Genomic DNA, 20,967 nt, shown 5'->3' with positions numbered 1-20,967 from the left:
CGGACGTCCTCGCGAGACGTCAGCCGGCCGCCACCGGAGCGATCGAGGCGGCCAGCCCGGGCAGGTCCAGCAGCCGGAGCAGGGGTGCGCCCGACGGGCCGAGCTGCACCAACCGGTCACGCCCCTCGGCGGCCGCGTCCGCGTCGGACTCGACCCAGGAGGCCCGGGCGATGTCGTCCAGGCTGTCCACCACGAAACCGGTCCGGCTGCCGCCACCGGCCTCGCGGACCAGGACGACGACGCCCGTCCCGGCCGGCACCTCGCCCCGCCCGAGCAGGACCGCGAGGTCGACGAGCGGGACCACCTCGTGCCCGACCAGCAGCACCCCGCGACCCGCGGGGTGGTGCGGCCAGGCCAGGGTGGTCGCGGGGCAGGGCATGACCTGGTCGATGTCGGTGAGCGGCACCACCATCCGGGTACCGGCCCGCAGGACGACCAACGGTTCCCCACCCACCCCGCCGCCGGTGATGCGGGCGGTCGGGTCCGTCGCGGTCAACGGCGGGGCCCCGCTGTCGGTGTTGAGGGCCGCCAGCGCGGTCAGGTCGGGGTCGGCGAGCACGGCGGCCACGTCCAGGACCAGGGCGTCTCCGAGGTCCGTGCGGGCCACGGCGGCGACGAGGCCGCCCGACCCCGAGCGGGGGAAGGGGACCAGGTCCTCCGTCCCGAGCCGGACGATCTCCAGCACCTGGGCGAACTTGAGCGCCAGCAACCCGGTCTCGGCCCGCACCAGCAGCGCCTGCGTGTCCTCGCCCGGGTCGGTGCCGGGCAGTCCCAGCAGGGGCAAGGGGTCGACGACGGCCACCCGGACGTCGCCGTAGTCGGTCACGCCGACGCAGGCCCCGCCGCTGAGCTGGGAGGGCTGCGGGCTGAGCCCCGGCAGCGTCGTGTGCACGTCGGCCACGTCCACCGCCAGCAGCACCGGCTCTCCGTGGACGGGGCGGCAGCGCACCAGGAGCAGCGCCGGGCCGGAGCCCGGGGGCCGACCCGTCGACCGCGGGTCCCCCTCGGGCGTGCCGGGTCCCGGGTCGGCCAGGGCGACCGCCACCACGCCCGGTCGGGCGAGCACGGCGGCCGGGTCGAGCAGGCTGCCGACCCGACCGGACTCCGGGCAGACGAAGGTCGCGGTGGTCAGCGCGGCGAGCCCCCCCGCGCCCACCACGACGCGGGTGGGCACGGGTTCCACGAGGGTCACGTCGTGCACACCCTCGACGAGCAGTCCCACGGCGAGACCCTCGTGGGCGAGGACCACCACGACGTCGGCCTCCCCGCGCGTCGGTCGGCCGTCCAGACCGGCCGGGTCGAGCACCGGCAGGACGTCCCCCCGCAGCGACATCGCGCCCACGACCCCCGGGCCGGACGCGGCCAGCGCGTCCCACCGGGGTGGGCGGGGCACGACCTCGCGCAGGCAGTCGATCGCGAGCCCCACCAGCGCACCGTCGATCCGCAGCAACCCGACCCGGATCGAGCGGTCGGGATTCACGAGCGGCTCGGCGTCGCCGAGATGGCGCTGGTGCGGACGGCCAGGTCGCGGATGAGGGTCCGGACGACGGCGGAGGTGTCCTGCTGCTGCCGGGTGGACTCCGCGATCGCCGCGATGGCCTCCGACGTGGCCGCCACCGCCTCCACGATGTGCTCGAACGCGGTCTGCGCCTGACGCGAGACCTCCGCCCCCTGCACGACGCGGGTCTCGGACTCCCCGATGAGTTCCGCGATCTGATCGGCGGCCGCCGAGGATCGCTCGGCCAGCTTGCGGACCTCGCCCGCGACGACCGAGAACCCGACCCCGTGCTCCCCGGCCCGCGCCGCCTCGATCGAGGCGTTGAAGGCGAGCAGGTTGGTCTGCCCCGCGATGTCGCCGATGACCCGGACGATGTCGGCGATCGCCGCCGAGGACTTCCGGATGAGTTCGATCGCCTCCAGCGAGCTCTTCAACGAGGTGAACCCCGTCTCGGCGCTGGTGTGGGTCCGGCTCGCCAGGTTGGAGGCCTGGTGGGCGTTGCCGGCGACCTGGTCCACCGACTGCGACAGCTCGGTGATGGTCTCGTTCATCTCCCCGCTCTTGGCCAGGATGAGCTGCTCCAGCTCCGCCTGCGCGGTCACGTCGTAGGCGTACTTGACGATCTTCACGGGGCGCCCGCGCAGGTCGAACACCGGGTTGTAGGTGGCCTGGATCCACACCGGTCGATCGAACTTCCCGACCCGGTGGAACCGTCCAGCGATGACGTCGCCCTTGTTCAGCCGCAGCCAGAAGTCGCGGTACTCCGCGGAGATCCGGTACTCCTGCGTGCAGAACAGGCTGTGGTGCTGCCCGGTGATCTCCTTGAGGGAGTAGCCCATCGTGCGCAGGAAGTTCTCGTTGGCGGTGAGGACGTGCCCCTCGAGGTCGAACTCGATGACGGCCTGGCCACGGTCGATGGCCGAGACCCGGCTCTTGAACTCCGCGTTGGCGACGGTGGCGGCGGTGACGTCCGAGGCGTACTTGACGACCTTGAGCGGTCGCCCGTCGGCGTCGAGGATGGGGTTGTAGGTGGCGTGGATGAAGACGTCCGCACCGTCCTTGGTCACCCGGCGGTAGGTGCCCTCGTCGAAACGCCCCTGGCCGAGCTTCTCCCAGAACCGGTGGTACTCGGTGGTCTCGGCCTCCTCCGCGTCGACGAACATCCGGTGGTGGCGGCCGCGCACCTCCTCGATGGAGTAACCGAGCAGGTCGAGGAAGTTGCGGTTGGCATCCAGCACGTGACCCTGCAGGTCGAACTCGATGACCGCCTGGGACCGGTCGATGGCGGCGACCCGGCCCTCCAGCTCGACGTGCCGGCGGGCGCTGTCGGTCACGTCGTAGGCGAACTTGACGATGCGGCGCACCTTGCCGTCGGCGCTGAACACCGGGTTGTAGGTGGCCCGGATGCGCACCTCGCGACCGTCGGCCCCGAAACGCGAGAACTCGCCGGCCTCGGTGCTGCCGGAGCGCAGGCGCCGCCAGAACCGTACGTACTCCGCCGAGGCGGCGTAGGTCGGGTCGCACAGCAACCGGTGGTGCTGACCGACGAGGTCGGCCGACTCGTAACCGAGCAGGTCGAGCATGTTGTCGTTGGCCCGCACGATCGTGCCGTCCGGCTGGAACTCGATGACGGCCTGCGCGCGCTCGATCGCGCGAGAGTGACCCCGCAGCTCGACGAGCTCCTCGCGCTCCCGGGTGATGTCGCTCAGGACGAGCAGGTGGGCCCCGTCGAGGGGCTGCACGGTGCAGCGCAGCCAGCGGCGACCCTCGACGCCGGCGTCGACCTGGATCTCGGTGTCGTCGACCGCCCGGTCCAGCAGGAGCTCGGCCAGCCCCTCCTCACCCGTCAGCAGGAGGTCGACCAGCTCGCGACCGCACAGGTCGAGCAACGGCCGACCGAAGATCTGCTCGGCGACCGGGTTGGCGGCCAGCACGGTCCCGGTCGGGGTGACCGTCAGCAGCCCGCGACGCGCCATCACGGCCCGTTCGGCGGCCAGCAGCTCGTCGTCGGGGTCGAGGTCGAGCGAACGGGGGCTGGAGTACGTCGTCATCGGCTGACCTCTGATGCTCGGTGCGGACCTGTAGGGCTCAATCACCTCGCCCATCGGCCGCCCGGCGTCGGACCTGAACCCGGGGCGGGGAACGACACCCGTGCGCCCGCCCGACCGGTCAGGTCGCCGGCGGTCCCGGTGCCGCGGTCGGGGAGATCAGACCCGCCGCTCGTGCGGCCACGACCGCCTCGGCGCTGCTGCGGACGCCGAGCTTGCGGCGGATGGCGACCAGGTGCTGCGCCACGGTGTTGGTCGCCACCCCGAGCTGGGCGGCCACGGCCACCCCCGAGCAGCCCGAGGCGACCCGGGAGAGGATCTCGCGTTCGCGGGGGGTCAGCTCGACGTCGACCGTGGAACGGGTCCGTGCCGCGAGCTCGAGGCGGTCCAGCTCGGCCTCGGAGACGAGCACGACCCGGCGTCCGTCCCCGGTCTCGAGGACGACGCGCCGTTCCCCGTCGGCCACGTCCGCCAGCAGCGCGGTCCACACCTGCGCCGCGTCGTGCGTCGTCGTCGGTCTCGGACCCTCGGACACCTGAGCTTCCTCCCTACGTCCCGCAGCGGAGCTGATCATGATCACCGTAACCCGGCGGCGCCGACCCGGCTCCCCGGGGCGCCCGTCCATTAGACCCTCCCGCTCCCGGAGGGTTCGGACGGGGCGCGGCGGGTCGGCGCGGTTCCGGATATTCGCTCTAGAATCATCGGCCATCGGAGCACAGCACGCGTCCGGTCCGGGTGGAGACCACCGCCCTCCCCGTCCGCGTCGTTGCGTGGGGGTGGGTAGGAGGATGGCGGAGACCTCGAAACAGACGGGGCCGCGTGAACGGGCGCGGGTGACGAAGGCCGCGCTCGAGGCGTTGTGGGGGGACGAACTGCCCCCGACCGCCGATCCGGTCCGCGACGTCCTGGCCGACGCGATCGCCGTCGACGACCAGGCCGGGCGCGAGGGAGACCTTGTGGTGCAGGGCGATCAGCTCAGCCTGACCGTTCTCGTGACGTTGCTGCACCGGGCCGGCTCATCGCCCCCGGACGACCGCGACGCCCGCTCCCCCGGCCGGGGCCCGGTCCGGGACGGCGCGCTGGACCTGGTGGATCTGCTGCCCCTGGACCTGCGCGAGCGGGTCCGACGGCGCCTGCTCGGGACCGCCTCCGCCGGGCCCCGGAACGGTTGAACGTTCTTCTAGTAGCCGCATCGCTTATCTTCTAGACGATCTTGCCGATCCTTCTACCATCGGGGCCACCGGGCCCCCGTGACGAAGGAGGCGACCATGGCCACGACCATCGACGGGGATCGGCCGCTGCGCCGGTCCACCCCCGGCACCGACTGCCCGCACCGCCGGGCGGCGCGGCGTCGCCGGTTCGGGCTCGCCCTCTTCCTCGTGGGCGGCGGCAGCCTCCTCGGCGGCGGCGCGTTCGCGGCCTGGCAGACCTCCTCGGCCCTCACCTCGGGCGCGGTGACGGCGGCCACCTCCGGGGTCGACGTGCTCGACGCCTCGGGGTCGTCCTTCACCGCCGCGGTCTCCGACCTGCTGCCCGGCGACTACTTCTACCGCTACGCCGACGTGGTCAACACCTCCCCGAACGCCAACGCCTTCGCCGGGTCGGTGGGGACGACCGGGGCCCTGCTCGGCAACCTGCTCGTGCAGGCCGACCGGTGCAGCGTGGCCTGGACCACCACGGGCGGGACGAGCACCTGCTCGGGAACGACGACCTCGCTCGCCGCGGAGCAGACGATCCCCACCGGGGGGACGACCGTCAGCCTCGGGACCATCACCCCCGGCGCGGCCAACTCGGCCCACCTCCGCTACCGCTTCAAGCTGTCCGACTCCGCCCCCCAGTCCCTCATGGGCACGAGCAGCACCCTCACCATCGGCGCCAGCGGCACCCTGACCGGTGGTCGCGACCGCACCGCCGGCTGATGCGCGCCCGGACCGGGCTCGCCGCCGTCCTGGCCCTGCTCATCGGGCTGCTGGGCGCGGTCCCGGCCGGCGCGGCCTGGCTCGGCAACCGGGCCCGGTCCTCCGGTGCGGTGACGGTCGCGGTCTGGGACGGCGTCTTCATCCCCGTGTCCAGCTCTTTGCTCTCCGGCGCGCAGGGCGGTGACGCCTACGCCACCGGGAGCATCGCCCTCGGGGCGACGGCCATCCTCGACCTCAAGAACCGGGGCAACGTGCCGGTCCTGCTGTCGGGCCAGTTGGCCTCGGGGGCCGTCGTCAACGTCGGGTACGTGCTGGAGGCCTGCTCGGTCGCCTGGGTCGCCGACCGCTGCCCGACCGGCGCGAGCCTGCGGGGCGTGTCCAGCGGGAACCTCCCGCTCGTCGGGACCACGCGGACGGTCGACTTCACCGCCGGGACCCCGCTCGCCCCCGGGCAGTCGCTGTACCTCCGGCTCGCGTTCACCGGGGTGCTGCTGGCCGGAGCCTCCCTGACCTGCGTCGAGACCCCGGCGCGCGCCCCTCGCGACCGCACCCTCGCCTGATCACCCCTCCTGGAGCCACCGTGAGGCCAGCGCCCCGACGCACCGCGATCATCCTGCCCGTCGTCCTCGCCCTCCTCGGCCTGGGCGCCCTGGCCGCGACCCTGTCCGGGGTGCGTCTGGTGCCGATCCTGACCGGGTCGATGACCCCGGCCGTCCCCGCCGGGTCGCTGGTCCTGACCACCCCGCTGGACGGGACGGACGTGCAGGTCGGCGACGTGGTGGCCTTCCAGCCCCCGGACCCCTACCGGCTGCCCGACGCCCGCCCGGTGATGCACCGGGTCGTGGCGATCGAGGACACCGCCTCCGGAACCGCCTTCCGGACCAAGGGGGACGCCAACGGGCTCGTCGACCCCTGGCTGGTCCCCGCGACGAGCTCCGGCCTGGACCGCGCCTGGATCGATGTTCCGCACGTGGGCCGACTGGCCGCCGCGGGGCGTCTGCCGCTCGCGGCCATGCTGCTCGGCGCCTTCCTGCTCGTCCGTCTGTGGATGCGCGCGGAGCCGGAACCGGAGCCGTGCCACTGCCCGGACGCGGAGAAGGCCGACCCGCTCAGCGCCTGACCCGGGCCGCCCGCAACGACACCAGGGCCAGCACCAGGTCGGCCACCGTCAGCAGCACGCGCGAGCCGAGGACCACGAGCGCGGCTCCCCCGCCACCGACCGCGACCGCGACGACCGCGCCCAGGACGACCTCGCGCGCACCCGCCCCGGCCGGGGCGACCACGACCAGGAACCCGACCAGCCAGGCCAGGGCGTACCCGCCGAGGCAGAGCGCGAGCAGGTGCGCCCGGCTCAGCCCCGACCCCAGCGACGCGCTCAGGACGAACACCTGCAGCCCGACCGCGACCCACGAGCCCAGCGCCCACCCGGCCGCGGCCAGCAGCCCGCGCGCGGTGACCGGATGCTCCAGCGGTTCCTGCCGGGCCAGGCGCAGCAGCCGGGCCAGCAACGGGTTGAGCACCGCGGGTACGAGCAGCAGCAGGAAGACCGGGGTCGCCCAGACCAGGTGGCGGGTCCAGGCCGCCCCCTGCAGGTCGACCCCGCGCAGCCCGAACGGCAGCAGCGCGCTCAGCAGCAGCGCGCACGTCGTCATCGACACCAGCAGCGCCACCGCGAGCGCCGAACCGGTCCGTCGCCGGGGGACGCCGAGGTCGCGGGCCAGCTCGGCCTGCGCGACGAACTGGAACACCGTGCCCGGGATGTAGCGCCCGAGCTGGCCGACGAAGAAGACCTTGGCCGCGTCGCGCACCCGCAACCGGGAGCCGAGGTCGGCCATCACCGCCCGCCAGGAGGCCCCGGCGAGGGCCACGTTCAGCAGGGACAGAACGAGCGCGAGGGCCACCGCCCCGGCCGACACCCGCTCCCAGGCGGCGGCGATCTGCGCGCGCTCGGAGACGACGTACCAGACGGCCAGCCCGAGGGCCAGGACGAGGAAGCCGACCCGGACCACGGGGCTGCGCAGCAGGCCGAGGACCCGCCGCAGCACCTACGCCCGCCGGAACGTGAGCAGCACGAAGGTGTAGTCCAGTCCGGTCCGCTTCCAGTGCACGGGCCGTTCCGGGTGGGCGAGCACGTCGTCGGTCAGGTCGCCCACGAGCTCGAGCCCGACCGCGGCCGCGTCGGCCACGAACCCGCGGATCTCCGCGGGCGAGAAGATGTGCACCGGCGCGCCGTAGGCGGTGACCCCCGTGGTGTCCGGCGGGTCGGCGTCGTAGTCGGTGGAGACGACGAGGACCCCGCCGGGCCGCAGGACGCGCGCGCTCTCGGTGAGGAAGGGGACCAGCGGGACCCCGTGCTCGATCACCGACATGCAGGTGATGGCGTCCAGCGAGCCGTCGGGCAGACCCGTCGCGGTGACGTCGCCGCGGCGGAACTCGACCCCGTCGCGGTGGACCGGGTCGCCGAACTCGAGGTTGATGCCGGCGAGGGCCCCGGGCTCCCCGCCCAGACCGTAGAGGCGCAGCCAGGGCAGGACCGGCGAGTAGCGCGCCGACCCGGCGTCGAGGACCCGGGCCCGGCGCGACCCGTCGTCGGCCAGGGTGAGGACGGCCGCGACCGCGCCGAGCGCGTCCCAGTTCTTGGGGGTGTCCGGGTGGGCGGGCAGGTGCAGCCGGCGGGCCTGGGCCAGGGCGGCCGCGACCTCCTCCTGCCCCTGCAGGACCCCGGTGCGCGGCACCCCGCTGGGGACCGGGCGGGCCGAGGGCGGCGCGGTGACCTCGCGGGCGGCGAGCGCCTCGGCGACCCGCCGCTGCACCCCCACCCGGGTCCAGAGCGCGAGTTCGGCGCCCCGCTTGGCCACCCCGAGCAGCGCCCCCCCGGGCGGGGCGGCGACCGCGATGCCGGAGGCGGCGGCGGCCACGGCGCGCAGGTACGCCGTCCACGGACCGTCGACGTCGGGCGGGCGGACCCCGTCGCGCAACGCGGGCAGCTCGGCGACGAGCCGACGCAGCCCGGCCCCGAGCGCGGCGGTGTCCTGGGGTTCGACCAGCACGCCGTCGACGCCGTCGCGGACCTGCTCGGGGAAGGACCCGGTGCGGGTGGCGAGGACGGGCAGCCCGTGGGCGAAGGCGAGGAGGGCGTTCTGCGAGGCGGTGGCCGAGCGGTAGGGCAGGACCAGGGCGTCGTGCTCGGCGAACAACGCGGGCAACGCCTCGGCCGGGACGTACCCAGGACGCAGGTCGACCCGGTCGGGGCGGGCCGCGGCCCGTTCCCGGACCCGTTGGCCCGCCGCGCCCCACAGCTCCCCGGCGATGGTCAGCCGGACGCCCTCGACGCCGTCGAGGGCGTCGACCAGCAGGTCCAGCCCCTTGTAGTGCCGGACGACCCCGAGGGAGAGCAGGCGCAGCGGCCCGTCCGCACGGGTCGGCCCGGCGGAGTCGGAGGCGGCGGCGGAAGCCGGACGGGAGGGCAGGTGCGGGGGCAGGGTCGCCACCTCGACGTGGTGCGCGCCGAGCTCCCGGGCCAGGTCGGCCTGCTCGGCGGAGTGCACGACGACGCCGTCGACCGCGGCGAGCAGCCGTCGGACCAGGAGCGCGTCCCCGGGCCGGGGTTCGTGCGGCAGGACGTTGTGGGCCACGACGACCGTCCGGGCGGCCGAGCCGGCCGAGCGCAGCCCGGCCAGGACCGCGAGCAGCGCGGGCACCTGGAAGGGCACGACGTGGACGAGCACGACGAGGCGGGCCGGCGCGATCCGGCGGCCGGTCCGCAGCCAGCTGCCCGGGTCGTTCCAGCTCAGCGGTCGGGTCGTCGGGACGAACTCCTCGACCTCGGGCACCCCGCCGGGCACCTCGGCCTGGCCGGGGTAGAGCACCGACGGGTACTGCCGCGACCAGCTGACCAGCGCGGTCTCGGCGCCGGCCGCGGCGAGGCGGTGGGCCAGCTCGGTGGTGTGGGCGACGGTGCCGCCCTTGGCCGGGTGCGCCGGTCCGACGACGACGGCCTTGCCGGTGAACGCGCTCACGTCGAGTCCCGCGAACGCACCACGAGGTCGGCGAGCAGCGCGACCGAACCGACGAGCAACCCCGACACCAGCAGCAGCACGGTGTTGGCCGGGAAGTAGAACGCGTGGCGGACCATGTCGACGACCGCCTTGAGGAAACCCAGGCCGAAGAGGGTCAGCGCGAGCGGCATGAGCACGCGCAGGGGTTCGAAGTACATGACCATCCGCAGCACCTGGAGGATGTAGCGGTAGGCGTCCTTGGTGAAGTGGAACTTCGACGTCCCGGCGCGTTTCGCGTAGGCGGTCGGCACGTACTTCACGTCGTGCTGGTTGCACAGGAACGACAGCGTGATGGTGGTGACGCAGCTGAACCCGGGCGGCAGCAGTCGCAGGTAGGGCAACGACACCTCGCGGCGGAACGCGCGCAACCCGGAGTTGAGGTCGGGGATCTTCTGCTTGGCCAGCACCTCGGCGACCTTGCGGATGACGAACTTCGCCGGCACCCGCAGCGCCTTGTGCGTGCCCTCCTCGGTGGTCCGCGCGCCGACGACCTGGTCGTAGGAGTCGTCCTCGAGGAGCACCCGCACCAGTTCGGGGATGCGCTCGTTCTCGTAGGACATGTCGGCGTCGGTCCAGACGACGATCTCCCCGCGCGCGATCTGGGTGCCGATCCGGCGGACCGTCCCCGAACCCCCGTTGCGGCGGAACCCGACGACACGCAGGTGCGGGTAGTCGGCCTCGGCCTGGCGCAGCACCTTCAGCGTGTCGTCGGTGGAGGCGTCGTCGATGGCCAGCAGCTCGTAGGTCATGCCGTCGGCGTCCATGGCCCGGCTGATCCGCTCGATCTCGGCGAGGACGTGCGCCTCCTCGTTGTAGCAGGGCAGCACGATCGTGGCGCAGACCGCAGGGCCCGGCGCGGGTTCCAGGGCGCTGCTGGAGGCGGGCGTGCTCGGGCGCGCGGCGGGGGGTTCTGGAGACATGGCGCGCTGAGCTTAACGGGCGCACCACGGGGGTCGTGGTCGACTGAGCCCCGTGACCCCGGCACCCTCACCCGATCTCCGCGAGCGCGTGGCCGCCGAGCGCGACGTTTGGTTGGCCACCCTGCTGGCCGACGGTCCACCGCATCTGGTCCCGGTCTGGTTCGTCGTGGTCGCCGTGGACTGGTGGATCGGCACCGACGCCACGAGCGTCAAGGTCGGCAACGTCGGCCGCGACCCCCGGGTGAGCCTGGCCCTGCCCGACGCGGACGCCCCGGTGGTCGTCGAGGGGACCGCGGACATCCTGCCCGCGGAGTTCCCGGTCGGGGTGCTCGACGCCTTCGCCGCCAAGTACGACGGCTGGGACCCGACCGCGTCCTGGGACGGCGGCGGGGCCCGCGTCCTGCTCCGGGTCCGGATCCGACGGTGGTTGTTCGCCGGGACCGCGCACTGACCCGTCCCGGGATGACAGCGGCGGGCACGGTCCCCGAAGCTGCCGTCATGGATCACTCGTCGGTGGCACCCGCCCCCTCCCCCGCCGCCCGCCGGGCCGCCCGCTTCGCCTGGCTGGGCGTCCTCGTCGCCGGGGTCGCCGCCTACGTCGTCGTGCTGCGCGTCATGGTCGGCACGGAGAACCTCAACTTCTTCCCCTCGCTGCTGCTCATCGGCTCGATCACGATCCCGGTCACGGTGCTGGCCTTCGCGGAGAACGGCCGGCACGGGCCCGCGGTGAGCGGATGGCTGGTGGCCCTGGTCGCCATCACCGGCGGCGTGGTCGGGACGGTCACCGCGGGAACCCTGGAGTACGACACCCTGCGCGCCCTGGGCACCGTGCCGATGCTGTTCGTCGGGATCATCGAGGAGTTCGCCAAGCTGCTCGTCCCCCTGGTCCTGGTGCTGGTCCTGCGTCCCCGTGACCCCCGTGGGGGCGTCGTCGTGGGGATCGCCGCGGGAATGGGTTTCGCGACCCTGGAGACGATGGGCTACGGGTTCCAGGAACTGCTACGGGCCCGCAGCATCGCCGCGGTCGACGACGAGCTGCTGCTGCGCGGACTGCTCTCCCCCGCCTGCCACATCGCCTGGACGGGGATGACGGTGGCGATGCTCTGGCGCATCCCCTCGGCCCGGCGCAAGGGACGCGCGGTGATGACCTTCCTGCTCACCTACCTCCTGGCGGTCGCCCTGCACGCCACCTGGGACGGCTCCTCCAGCCAGCTCGTCCACGTCCTGGTCGCGGTGATCGGCCTCGTCGCCCTGTTCACCTTCCTCGTCCGCTCCCGCCGCCACCCCACCCCCCACCCCACCCCCACCTCTTCGTGATCAAGGAATGGGGCGCGGCGGATTCCTTGATCACGGGGAGTCGGGCGGGGCGCGGGATGGGGGGGGCTGGTCGGTCAGGTCGCCGGGAGGGGGGCGACGGCGGTCCAGAGGTCGACCGAGATCCACTGCTCACCGTCGGGGCGGGTGATGAGCACCCGCTGGTCCTCGGGGGTCCGCAGGTCGGTGACCTGCCGCGGCTCGGTCCCCCCGAGCCGGGCCAGCGTCTCCTCCGGCGCCAGCACCCCCCCGGCGGCGACCAGCACCGGGCGGCCCCCGGCCGCGCGGATCCGGGCGGCCGCGCGGTCGACGGCCTCACGCAGGGCCTGGTCGTACGCCTCGGAACCGACCGCGCCGACGCTGCTCCGGATCACCAGCGACGCGGAGGGGACGTCGCACGTCCCGCGCAGCACCTGGGGCCACTCGTTGCGCGAGCGCGGGTCCACGGCCAGGGCCACGTCGCCCTCGGTGAAGGCCCGGCAGGCCTGCGCGACGGCGGCGACCTCCCCCCGCTCGGTACGCTGCCCGGCCACCGGCCAGGTCGCGAGCAGCGCGGGCAGGACCAGCAGCACCACGCCGAACGCGCTCACCCCCGAGCTCACCAGGCCCCGCGAGGTCACCGGCATCACCCGGGCCAGCAGCTCGGGGGCCCGGGCCGCCAGGCGGGCCACGGCGGCCGTGGCCAGCACGACCAGGAACGGCAGGACCAGGGGCACGAACCGACGGTCGGCCCACGGGTGGTCCGGGGTGATGCCCGGGCGGTAGAGGGTCAGCAGCGTCGAGCCGACCCCGACGACGAAGGGCGCGGTCCAGGCGGGCAGCGCGGCACGACCCTGCAGGGCCGGCACCAACCGGTGCAGCAGGACGCAGGCCGCCACCCCGGCCAGCCCCACCGCGGGCCAGCCGAGGTACCAGGCCATCCAGTCCAGGGAGTGCTCGGCGTAGGTCCGTCCGCCGTCGATCGGCAGGCCCAGGTTCTGCTGCAGCCCGGCCACGAGCTTGGCGCCGGAGTCCTCCGGGTCCTGCCGCGTGACCATCCAGAGCGGGCGGGACGCGACGACGAGCAGCACCACCGCGAACAGGCCCGTGAGCACCGGCGCCAGGCGTGCCGAGGTGAGGACCGACGTCCGCGCGAGGACCCCGGCCCGGGCCAGGCGCACCCCGAGCGCCGACAGGACGGCCAGGCCCACCAGCGCCGCCACGAGCGGCAGCAGCGACGCGCTGATCGTCGCCAGGTAGGGCCGGGAGTAGGCGACGGCGGCGAGGGCGGCGAGCACGGTCGGCAGGGCGGTCCCGGCCAGCAGGGCGCGCGCGGCCGGGTGCCGCAGCGCGAGCAGGACGGCGACCACCGGCAGGACCAGCGCCACCTCGCGCAGGAAGTCGATCCGCAGGAAACCGCCCGCGCCGAGCAGCAGCCCGGCGCCCCCGCCCAACCGGGCCGCCAGACGCGGCTGGTCGACCCGTCGGAGCGCCTCGACCAGCACGGCGCACGCGGCGGCGAAGACCAGCAGCGCCGGGGGCTCGGTGTAGGTGGACCGGTTGGCGTGCAGGACGGGCTGCGCGAGGGCCAGCGTGGCCGCGGCGAGCGGCGCCCAGCGCGGACCGACCGTGCGGGCGGTGACCCCGGCGACGGCGAGCACGGCCGCCCCGCCCAGCAGGGCCGGGACGAGCAGCAGCCCGGTCCAACCGGCGGCCCACGCCCCGAGGCTGAACAGCGCCGGGGCCCCCATCAGGAACTGGGGGACGACGACGTCGCCGACCTCGTAGTAGGCCGGGCTGGCCAGCGTGAACGCCGGGTCGGCGAGCGCCGCCGCCCCGCCGAGCGCGCCCAGGCGGGGGTCGACCGGAAGTCCCCCGACGGTCGCGAGGTGGTGCGCGTAGAGCGCCAGCGACCCGGCGTCGCGGCGGAGCACGACGTGCTCGGCGTGGGTGAGCCCGGCCCACACCGCGGCCGCGACCGCGATCCCGACGCAGGTCAGCGCGGCCCAGCGGGGCGCGGCGACGTCGGGCACCCCGACGGCCAGGCGGCCCGCGGCGACGGCGGCGACCAGCACGACGGGCAGCGCGACCACCGGGCGCCAGAGGTCCAGCAGGACCAGGGGCACCGCGACCACGGTGACCGCCGCGACGACGGCGGCCAGGACCACCGGCACCCGCGTGAGCAGCAACCCGGCCCAGCGGTGCTCCTCCCGGGTCGGGGTCGGCGCACCGGTCGGGGAGGAAGCGTCGAGCACGCCTGGACCCTACGGTGTCGGCGTGAGCACCCCCCACGACGTCCCGGAGCTGCTGCGGCGGCTCGCGACCGACGACCCGACCGCACCCCGGCTCACCTGGTACGCGGCCGACCACGCCCGCACGGGTGAGCGGATCGAGCTCTCCGCCCGGGTGCTGCGCACCTGGGTCGCCAAGACCGCCAACCTGCTCGAGGAGGAGTTCGACCTGGGCCCGGGCACCACGGTCCGCCTCGACCTGCCCACCCACTGGCGCACGGTCGTGTGGCTGCTCGCCGTCTGGTCGGTGGGGGCGGACGTCGTCCACGACGGCGACCCGGCCGAGGGCGGTGACGAGGGCGGGGACGAGGGCGAGGCCGTCGACCTCGTGGTCGCCGCGGACCCGGACGTCCTGCGCCGCAGCGCCGACGACGGGGTCGACACGGTCGCCGTGGACCTCGCCCCGCTGGCCGTCCGTTTCTCCGGCGACCTGCCCCAGGGGGTCCTCGACTACGCCCGCGTCGTGACCGGTTACGGCGACCTGCACGACCCGGCCCAGGAGCCCGGGCACGCCGCCGAGCTGCAGCGGGCCGCGGAGGCGGGGGCCGGCTGGCCGAACGGGGTGCGGCTGCTGACCGCCGCCCGCCCGGCCGACCTGCTGACGACGGCGGTGGCGGCCTGGGTGCGGATGGGTTCGGTCGTCCTGACCCCGGACCTCGCCGCGGTCACCGACGAGACGCGCGGCGCGGAGCTCGTCACCGCCGTCGCATGACCTCGCGCGCGGGCCGGGTCCTGCGCGCTCGGGGACCGTCGGCACTGGTGGTCGTCGTCGCGGTGGTCGGGGTGACCGTGGGCCTCGACCGGCTCGGGGTGGCCTCCCCCGCGCTCTTCGCCGGCCTGCTCGTGGGCCTGGTCGACGCCCTGCTGCGCCCGGCCCCGCTGACCGTCCCCCGTCCCCTGGCCCAGGCCGCGCAGGGCGTGGTGGGGGTGAGCGTCGGTGTCCTCGTGCAGCTGTCCACGTTCGCCGCGGTCGGCGCCCACTGGCTCTCGGTGGTCCTCGTCGTGCTGGGCACCCTGGCCCTCAGCCTGCTGACCGGACGCCTGCTCGGCCGGCACCCGGCGGTGGACCCGGTGACGGCCACGATGGCCCTCATCGCCGGGGGTGCGGCCGGGCTGACCGTCATGGCCCGCGAACTCGGCGCCGACGACCGGGTCGTCGGCGTCGTGCAGTACCTGCGGGTGCTGCTGGTCGTGGGGACGCTGCCGCTGGTCCTGCAGTGGGGGTTCGGGGTCCGCGCCGAGCCGCTCGACGTGGCGGGGCTGGCCGGCTCCGGGGTCACCGGGGTCCTCCTCGGGCTGCTGGCGCTGGGGCTCGGCATCCCGCTCGGGCGGCTGCTGCGGCTGCCGGCCGCCGCCCTGCTGGGTCCGCTGCTGCTGAGCGGGGTGGCCTCGGCGACGGGGCTGCTGGGCCCGGACCGGCTGGACGTGACCGTCCCGGGGTGGTTCACCTCGCTCGGGTTCGGCCTCGCCGGTCTGGCCGTCGGGTCACGGTTCACCCGGGCCCGGGTTCGCGCCCTGGGCCGGATCCTGCCGGCGGCCCTCGGGCTGATCCTGGCGGGGATGGCGGGCTGCGCCGCGATGGCCTGGGGGTTGTCGGCCGCCACCGGGATCGCCGGCCTGGACGCCTACCTGGCCACCACCCCGGGCGGGTTGTGGGCCGTGGCCGCGGCAGCGGTCGGGACGGGGGCCGACGCCACCTTCGTCGTCGCGGTGCAGACGCTGCGGCTGCTGCTGATGCTCGCCGCCGCCCCCCTGGTCGCCCGTCTGCTGCGGCGGGGCGTCAGCGGGGGGTGACCTCGCGGGGGGCCTCGACGTCGACGACCGTCACGTCGACGACGAGCTCGCGTGCGGCGGTCCCCAGGACCTCCCGCGCCCGACGACGGAGGTGCTCCTGCACGCGCCGCGCGACCACCTCCAGGTCGTCGTCCCAGACCCCGGCGACGCCGGCGGCCACCCGGGCGAGGTCGCCGTCCTCGGAGACGGTGCAGCGCAACGACTGCACCTCGACGTCGACCTCCGCGTCGGTCACCGCGCGACGCAGCAGACGCTGCAGCACGTCGTCGGAGACGGTGAGGGCCGCGACCGCGGGCGGCGCCTCGGCCCGCACCGGCACCGACGGGCGCACCGAGCGCAGCGCCCGGACCAGTCCGGCCGCCCGGACCTCGGCCCAGCCCGGTTCCGGGTCCTCCCGCAGCGCCCGCGCGGCCCGTCCGACCGCGTCCGGCGGCGGGGTCGCGCCGCTCATCGCCAGTCCGCCAGGGCCGTGGCGAGAGTGCGCCGTCCGCGTTCGAGCAGTCCGCGCACGGCGGTCGGGCTCGTGGCCAGGACGCGCGCCGTCTCCGCGTAGCTCAACTGCTCCACCTCCGTCAGGATCCACGCGGCCCGCTGCCGGGACGGCAGCAGTCGCAGGGCCTCGTCGAGCGCGGCCACCAGGGCCCGCCCCTCGTTCGAGCGTGCCGGATCAGCACGGAGATCCGCCAATCGTTCGGCGACCTCGTCCACGTCGACGTGCGGCAGGCTCCCCGACGCGGGTACCCGGCGGGCCCGCTGGGACACCCGGTGCCGCAGCAGCGTGAACAACCACGTCTTGACCGAGGCCTCGTAGCGGAAACCCGGTAACCCCTTCCACGCGTCGACCAGGACGTCCTGCACGCAGTCCTCCGCCTCGGCCGGGACGTCCAGCAACCGGCGCGCGTAGCGGAGAAGGGCCGGGCCGTGCCGGTCGACGAGGACGGCGAAGGCGTCGCCGTCCCCCAGCCCGGCGCGGCGGGCGAGGATCTCGTCGGTGGCGGTCATGGTGAGGGAAGTGGATCACCGGGCTGCGCCCCCCGCCATCCGAGGCGGGCGGAGCCGTTCAGCGCCGGCGCAGGACCATCAGCGTGAGGTCGTCGGTGGGCCCGCCGGCCACGTGCTCCGCGACCGCGGTGAGGACGGCCTCGACCACGTCCGAGGCCTTGCGCGCCCAGGGACGGGCCCCCTCCAGCGCGGCCAGCAGCCCGTCCTCCCCCAGCAGCTCGTGGCGCGGGGACACCGCCTCGGTGACGCCGTCGGTGTAGAGGACGAGGAACTCCCCCGACCGCACGGGGAGGACGGCGTCGTGCACGTCCACCCCCGCGAAGGGACCGATGAGCATCCCGGGCCGACCCACGGCGCGAACGGGACCGTCCCGGGGGATCAGCAGGGGCGCGGGATGCCCGGCCAGGGACACCGTCACGTCGGGGTCCTCGGCCGAGCCGGGCAACCGGGCGGCCACCAGGGTCGCGAACCGGTCGTCGAGGGCCTCGTGGACGGAGCCGGCGACGTGGCGCAGGACCTCGGCCGGGGAGTCCAGGACCCCGGCCAGGCCCCGGACGCTCCACCGCAGGGCGGCCGTGGTGGCCGCCGCCCGCGGACCCCGTCCCGAGACGTCGCCGATGACCGCGAGGGGTCGCTGCCCGGGAGATCCGACCAGGTCGTAGAAGTCCCCGCTGACCTCGCCGCGGCTCCCGTCGGGCCGGGTCGCGGCCCGGTAGCGCACGGCCACGTCCCAGTCGTCGAAACTCGGCAACGTCCGCGGGACCAACCGGTTCTGCAACTGGTCGGCGAGCTGGGCCGCCTCCTCGTAGGAACGGTCGCGCGCCCGCTCGGCGGCGATGCGGGCCGACACGTCCTGCTGGACGCCCAGGTAGTAGCGGACCTCCCCGGAACGTTCCACCAACGGGGAGAGGGCGAGTTCGTTGCAGAAGATCCGTCCGTCGGCCCGACGGTTGGGGATGAGCACGGTCCCGCTGGCGCGCAACGAGATCAGGTCGCGAATGCGGCGGGCCGGGCCCCGCACGTCGTACCCGAGCTCCGTCAGGCCGTCCTGCAGGAAACGGCAGTTCCGGCCCACCGTCTGCTGGAACGTGTACCCCGTGATCGTGGTGAAGGCCTCGTTCACCCACACGACGGGCTGGTCGGGCAGGCTCACGTCGGAGAGGCACACGGCGTTCCGGCCCGCGTTCACCGCGCGCACCAGGAGATCGCGCAGCAGGTCCGCGCCCATCGCGTCGGGGAGTCCCGCGACCGTTCTCGTCATGGCACTCATGAGAACACCTCACCTTCCCTCTGCGCGAGCTAAAGATCACGGACGCGCGGGAGCCGCCCGAGATTCGAGGCTCCCACCCCGTCTATCACGTCTGTGACCCAGCTCACACGAACGACACCGTGAGGATTCCCGGGTTCCGCCCTCTACACCTACGACTGCGCGAACGGAGCGCAGATCATCCACGACATCCGAATCCCGTTGGAGGAGAACGACATGACCGAGAACACTCAGCGCACCGCCACCACCACCTCGTCGGCGGTCGCCTCGCAGGGTGGGCTCGCGAGCACCCACGGCGCGACGTCCATCGCGGACACCGTGGTCGCCAAGATCGCCGGCATCGCGACCCGCGACCTGTCCGGTGTCCACGCCCTGGGCGGCAACGCGGCCCGCGCCGTCGGCGCCATCCGCGAGCGCATCCCGGGTGGGCGCGTGAACCACTCGCAGGGGGTTTCCGTCGAGGTCGGCGAGAAGCAGGCCGCCGTCGACATCGAGCTGATCGCCGAGTACGGCGTCGCGATCGCCGACCTCGCCTCCGCGGTGCGCCGCAACGTCATCACCTCGGTGGAGCGCATGACCGGGCTCGAGGTGACCGAGGTCAACATCACCGTCTCCGACGTCCACCTCCCCGAGGACGACCAGGACGACGAGGTCCAGACCACGCGGGTCCAGTGATCGCGACCATGACCGTTTCGCCGGGAAACGTCCCGGAGGTCGACCCGGAGGCGGTGGGGGCCGCGGTCCTCACCGTCCCGGGGGTGGCCCGGCTGCACGGCGGCCCCTTCGGCGAGGTGGCCACGTACCTGCCGGGCCGCCGGGTGACCGGCGTCCGCCTGGGTGACGGCACCGGCCCCGTCGAGGTCCACGTCGTCGTCACCCCCGAGTCGCTCGAAGGACCGGGGCTGCGCGCCCTGGCCGGGCAGGTGGCCGCCACCGTCACCGCGGTCACCGGACGTCCCACCGCCGTCCACGTCGCCGACATCGAGACCGTCGTCGACGAGACCCCGGTCGAGCCGGTCGAGCACACGGCCGTCGTCACGCCGGGATCCACCTCCACCCCGTCCGCCCCCGCGGACGACCACACCCCCTGACACCCGTCACCCGTTCTAAGGAGAACCTCGTGCCCGCCTCCACCACCGGCCTCCTGGTCGGACTGCTGCTGGCCCTGGTCGGAGCCGTCGGTGGCTTCGGCTGGTTCCTGCTCGCCCTGCTGTTCGCCGCGGTCGGCTACGCCGTCGGCGCCCACCTCGAGGGTCGTATCGACCTCGCCGGCATCGTGCCCGGCCGGACCCGTGGCTGAGCTGACCGCCACGGCCCCCCTCGTGCACCTGGAGCCCGCCGACCGCGGGGGGCTCCAGGTCAGCGACCGGGCCGTGGCGAAGATCGCCACCGCGGCCGCCCTGCAGGTCGACGGCGTCGCACCGCGCGACGCCACCCGCCCGCCGACGGAGAGCCTGGCCGGCGCGGTCTCGGCCACCAAGGCCGTCCTGACCCGTCCCTACCCGAGGGTGTCGGTCACCGTCGCGGGGCACCGGGCCCGGGCGAGCGTCGAGATCGAGACGCTCTGGCCCCGCCCCGCCGCCCAGGTCGCCGCCGCCGTGCGCGACCGGGTGGCCGCCGCCCTGCACGACCTGGCCGACCTGCAGGTCGACGGCGTCGACGTCACCGTCGCCGCGGTCGTCCGCGGAACGCCCCGCGCCGAACGGAGGATCCGATGAGCACCACCGTCCACCCGGGCGCGCACGCCCAGACGACCATGCCCCCGGCCCGCCCGGCGACCGGGGCCGGCCCCATCGGGGTCGTCGGGCCCGTCCTCGCCGTCCTCCTGGTCGGCCTCGGGGTCGTCGTCGGCCGCGAGGCCCTCGTGGCCGACGGCTACGTCGCCGGTTCGTCCTGGGCCGCGCCGGCCCTCGGCGCCGTCGACGGGCTCACCCCCACGCCGCTGGTCGTCGCGATCGGGGTGGTCGCCGCCCTCGTCGGGCTGTGGCTCGTCGTGACGGCGCTGCGCCCCCGGTCCCGCACGGCCGTCCCGGTCGACGAGCGGATCAGCCTCAGCGGTCGTGACGTGGCCCGCCTCGCCTCGGGTGCGGCGGCCGACGTCGACGGTGTGCTCGACGTGAGCACCACCGCCACCCGTCGTCGCGTGGTCACCACCGTCGACGCCCTGAGCCCCGACGTGAGCCGAGAGGTCCAGGCCCGCGTCGAGCAGCGGTTGTCGGCGATCGCGGCGCAGCCGCAGGTCCAGGTGAAGGTCCGTACCCGTTCCGGAGGTGCCCGATGAGTCGCTCGGTGATCGGTCTCGACCGTGTCCTCGCCCTGCTGCTGGGACTGGTCCTGCTCGCGGGCGGTGCCGCCGTGGCGGTCTTCGGGGCCGGGGCGGCGCGCACCCTCTGGGCGCAGGCGCCCGACCGGATCAGCCTGGGCCGCGGCGTGGTCGAGGCCCCGTCGGCCGGTTGGTGGTTCGGCGCGAGCGCGGCGTTCGCGGTCGTGGCCGTCGTCCTCGGCCTGTGGTGGCTGCTGGCCCACCTGCCGCGTCGCGGGGTCTCCACCCTCACGCTGAGCACGCCCGGGGACGCTTCCGGTGCGGGACGGCTGCACCTCGACGCCGCCGCCCCGGTCGAGGTGGCCGCGGAGGTCCTCGCCGAGACGCCCGGCGTCCGCTCCGCCCGCGGCAGCGTCATCACCGACCGCGGCGAGCTGGTCTACCGGCTCCGTGCGGTGGTCGACCCGGCGGCCGACCTCGCCGAGGTGGCCCGCAGCGTCGAGGCGGTGACCGCCGACCTCGCCACCTGCGTCGGGCGCGACGACGCCCGCTCCCGGGTGGAGCTGTCGGTGGCCCGCCGGGCCGCGAACCCGCGCCGGGTGGCCTGAGCCCCC

General features: G+C 74.9%; 24 protein-coding genes. 14 read left to right on the top strand and 10 right to left on the bottom strand.

The window, feature by feature from the left end; genetic code table 11:
* Positions 1–19: 19 nt before the first annotated feature.
* From ACFFKU_RS04490 to ACFFKU_RS04480, 3 genes are all read right to left on the bottom strand, one after another.
* Positions 20–1,480, bottom strand: a complete 1,461-nt coding sequence (locus tag ACFFKU_RS04490) for a chemotaxis protein CheW (RefSeq protein WP_380136021.1) — start codon at positions 1,478–1,480, stop codon at positions 20–22.
* Positions 1,477–3,549: a PAS domain S-box protein gene (locus ACFFKU_RS04485; protein ID WP_380136019.1), complete on the bottom strand. Its 2,073-nt coding sequence runs from the start codon at positions 3,547–3,549 to the stop codon at positions 1,477–1,479. The genes ACFFKU_RS04490 and ACFFKU_RS04485 overlap by 4 nt, the downstream gene beginning before the upstream one ends.
* A 118-nt stretch (positions 3,550–3,667) precedes the next feature.
* Positions 3,668–4,081 carry a response regulator transcription factor gene (locus ACFFKU_RS04480; protein WP_380136018.1) on the bottom strand — a complete coding sequence of 138 codons (414 nt, stop codon included), beginning with the start codon at positions 4,079–4,081 and terminating at the stop codon, positions 3,668–3,670.
* 298 nt (positions 4,082–4,379) lie between these two features.
* Between ACFFKU_RS04480 and ACFFKU_RS04475 the strand changes: the two genes are divergently transcribed.
* From ACFFKU_RS04475 to ACFFKU_RS04460, 4 genes are all read left to right on the top strand, one after another.
* Positions 4,380–4,718 (top strand): hypothetical protein, encoded by a 339-nt coding sequence (locus ACFFKU_RS04475; RefSeq protein WP_380136017.1) that lies wholly within the window; start codon positions 4,380–4,382, stop codon positions 4,716–4,718.
* A gap of 96 nt (positions 4,719–4,814) precedes the next feature.
* Positions 4,815–5,465, top strand: coding sequence for a hypothetical protein (locus ACFFKU_RS04470; protein WP_380136016.1), 651 nt, complete (start codon positions 4,815–4,817; stop codon positions 5,463–5,465).
* Positions 5,465–6,025: a hypothetical protein gene (locus tag ACFFKU_RS04465; protein WP_380136014.1), complete on the top strand. Its 561-nt coding sequence runs from the start codon at positions 5,465–5,467 to the stop codon at positions 6,023–6,025. Before ACFFKU_RS04470 ends, ACFFKU_RS04465 begins: the two co-directional genes overlap by 1 nt.
* Positions 6,026–6,045: 20 nt before the next feature.
* Positions 6,046–6,585 carry a signal peptidase I gene (locus ACFFKU_RS04460; RefSeq protein ID WP_380136012.1) on the top strand — a complete coding sequence of 180 codons (540 nt, stop codon included), beginning with the start codon at positions 6,046–6,048 and terminating at the stop codon, positions 6,583–6,585.
* Here ACFFKU_RS04460 and ACFFKU_RS04455 read toward each other — a convergent pair.
* Genes ACFFKU_RS04455 through ACFFKU_RS04445 form a run of 3 tightly spaced genes read right to left on the bottom strand, consistent with a single transcriptional unit; the run spans position 6,575 to position 10,443 of the window.
* A complete protein-coding gene (locus tag ACFFKU_RS04455) occupies positions 6,575–7,510 on the bottom strand; it encodes a lysylphosphatidylglycerol synthase domain-containing protein (protein ID WP_380136010.1) in 936 nt (311 codons plus the stop codon). The two genes, ACFFKU_RS04460 and ACFFKU_RS04455, sit on opposite strands and share 11 nt — an antisense overlap.
* Entirely contained in the window at positions 7,511–9,484 is a 1,974-nt protein-coding gene (locus ACFFKU_RS04450; RefSeq protein ID WP_380136008.1) for a glycosyltransferase, read from the bottom strand.
* Positions 9,481–10,443 (bottom strand): glycosyltransferase family 2 protein, encoded by a 963-nt coding sequence (locus ACFFKU_RS04445; protein WP_380136007.1) that lies wholly within the window; start codon positions 10,441–10,443, stop codon positions 9,481–9,483. Before ACFFKU_RS04445 ends, ACFFKU_RS04450 begins: the two co-directional genes overlap by 4 nt.
* Positions 10,444–10,495: 52 nt before the next feature.
* Here ACFFKU_RS04445 and ACFFKU_RS04440 point away from each other — a divergent pair, with 52 nt between their 5' ends.
* On the top strand, positions 10,496–10,894 hold the full coding sequence (locus ACFFKU_RS04440; RefSeq protein ID WP_380136005.1) for a pyridoxamine 5'-phosphate oxidase family protein: 399 nt from the start codon (positions 10,496–10,498) through the stop codon (positions 10,892–10,894).
* Between the two features lie 47 nt (positions 10,895–10,941).
* Positions 10,942–11,760: a PrsW family intramembrane metalloprotease gene (locus tag ACFFKU_RS04435; RefSeq protein ID WP_380136003.1), complete on the top strand. Its 819-nt coding sequence runs from the start codon at positions 10,942–10,944 to the stop codon at positions 11,758–11,760.
* Positions 11,761–11,834: 74 nt separating this feature from the next.
* Here ACFFKU_RS04435 and ACFFKU_RS04430 read toward each other — a convergent pair whose 3' ends face one another.
* A complete protein-coding gene (locus ACFFKU_RS04430) occupies positions 11,835–13,991 on the bottom strand; it encodes a hypothetical protein (protein ID WP_380136002.1) in 2,157 nt (718 codons plus the stop codon).
* 22 nt (positions 13,992–14,013) lie between these two features.
* Between ACFFKU_RS04430 and ACFFKU_RS04425 the strand changes: the two genes are divergently transcribed.
* Both ACFFKU_RS04425 and ACFFKU_RS04420 read left to right on the top strand, forming a co-directional pair.
* Positions 14,014–14,739, top strand: coding sequence for a TIGR03089 family protein (locus ACFFKU_RS04425; protein WP_380136001.1), 726 nt, complete (start codon positions 14,014–14,016; stop codon positions 14,737–14,739).
* A complete protein-coding gene (locus tag ACFFKU_RS04420) occupies positions 14,736–15,821 on the top strand; it encodes an AbrB family transcriptional regulator (RefSeq protein ID WP_380135999.1) in 1,086 nt (361 codons plus the stop codon). Before ACFFKU_RS04425 ends, ACFFKU_RS04420 begins: the two co-directional genes overlap by 4 nt.
* Here ACFFKU_RS04420 and ACFFKU_RS04415 read toward each other — a convergent pair.
* From ACFFKU_RS04415 to ACFFKU_RS04405, 3 genes are read right to left on the bottom strand one after another with little or no spacing between them, the layout of a single operon-like run.
* Positions 15,808–16,272: a hypothetical protein gene (locus ACFFKU_RS04415; RefSeq protein WP_380135998.1), complete on the bottom strand. Its 465-nt coding sequence runs from the start codon at positions 16,270–16,272 to the stop codon at positions 15,808–15,810. The two genes, ACFFKU_RS04420 and ACFFKU_RS04415, sit on opposite strands and share 14 nt — an antisense overlap.
* Positions 16,269–16,823, bottom strand: coding sequence for an RNA polymerase sigma factor (locus tag ACFFKU_RS04410; protein ID WP_380135996.1), 555 nt, complete (start codon positions 16,821–16,823; stop codon positions 16,269–16,271). The genes ACFFKU_RS04415 and ACFFKU_RS04410 overlap by 4 nt, the downstream gene beginning before the upstream one ends.
* Before the next feature lie 58 nt (positions 16,824–16,881).
* Positions 16,882–18,093 carry a PP2C family protein-serine/threonine phosphatase gene (locus ACFFKU_RS04405; protein ID WP_380135995.1) on the bottom strand — a complete coding sequence of 404 codons (1,212 nt, stop codon included), beginning with the start codon at positions 18,091–18,093 and terminating at the stop codon, positions 16,882–16,884.
* 213 nt (positions 18,094–18,306) lie between these two features.
* Between ACFFKU_RS04405 and ACFFKU_RS04400 the strand changes: the two genes are divergently transcribed.
* The 6 genes from ACFFKU_RS04400 to ACFFKU_RS04375 are packed head-to-tail and all read left to right on the top strand — an operon-like array spanning position 18,307 to position 20,961.
* Positions 18,307–18,765 carry an Asp23/Gls24 family envelope stress response protein gene (locus ACFFKU_RS04400; protein WP_380135993.1) on the top strand — a complete coding sequence of 153 codons (459 nt, stop codon included), beginning with the start codon at positions 18,307–18,309 and terminating at the stop codon, positions 18,763–18,765.
* A gap of 8 nt (positions 18,766–18,773) precedes the next feature.
* Positions 18,774–19,181 carry a hypothetical protein gene (locus tag ACFFKU_RS04395; RefSeq protein WP_380135992.1) on the top strand — a complete coding sequence of 136 codons (408 nt, stop codon included), beginning with the start codon at positions 18,774–18,776 and terminating at the stop codon, positions 19,179–19,181.
* 29 nt (positions 19,182–19,210) lie between these two features.
* Positions 19,211–19,390, top strand: coding sequence for a DUF2273 domain-containing protein (locus ACFFKU_RS04390; RefSeq protein ID WP_380135990.1), 180 nt, complete (start codon positions 19,211–19,213; stop codon positions 19,388–19,390).
* A complete protein-coding gene (locus tag ACFFKU_RS04385) occupies positions 19,383–19,808 on the top strand; it encodes an Asp23/Gls24 family envelope stress response protein (protein ID WP_380135989.1) in 426 nt (141 codons plus the stop codon). Before ACFFKU_RS04390 ends, ACFFKU_RS04385 begins: the two co-directional genes overlap by 8 nt.
* On the top strand, positions 19,805–20,371 hold the full coding sequence (locus ACFFKU_RS04380; protein ID WP_380135987.1) for a DUF6286 domain-containing protein: 567 nt from the start codon (positions 19,805–19,807) through the stop codon (positions 20,369–20,371). The genes ACFFKU_RS04385 and ACFFKU_RS04380 overlap by 4 nt, the downstream gene beginning before the upstream one ends.
* On the top strand, positions 20,368–20,961 hold the full coding sequence (locus tag ACFFKU_RS04375) for an Asp23/Gls24 family envelope stress response protein (protein ID WP_380135985.1): 594 nt from the start codon (positions 20,368–20,370) through the stop codon (positions 20,959–20,961). The genes ACFFKU_RS04380 and ACFFKU_RS04375 overlap by 4 nt, the downstream gene beginning before the upstream one ends.
* The last annotated feature ends 6 nt before the right edge of the window (positions 20,962–20,967 follow it).

It is taken from the genome of Kineococcus gynurae, from assembly GCF_042433995.1.
GTDB lineage: Bacteria > Actinomycetota > Actinomycetes > Actinomycetales > Kineococcaceae > Kineococcus > Kineococcus gynurae.
The sequence above is the reverse complement of the archived record's forward strand: the minus strand, read 5'-3'. Positions and strand labels throughout refer to the sequence as shown.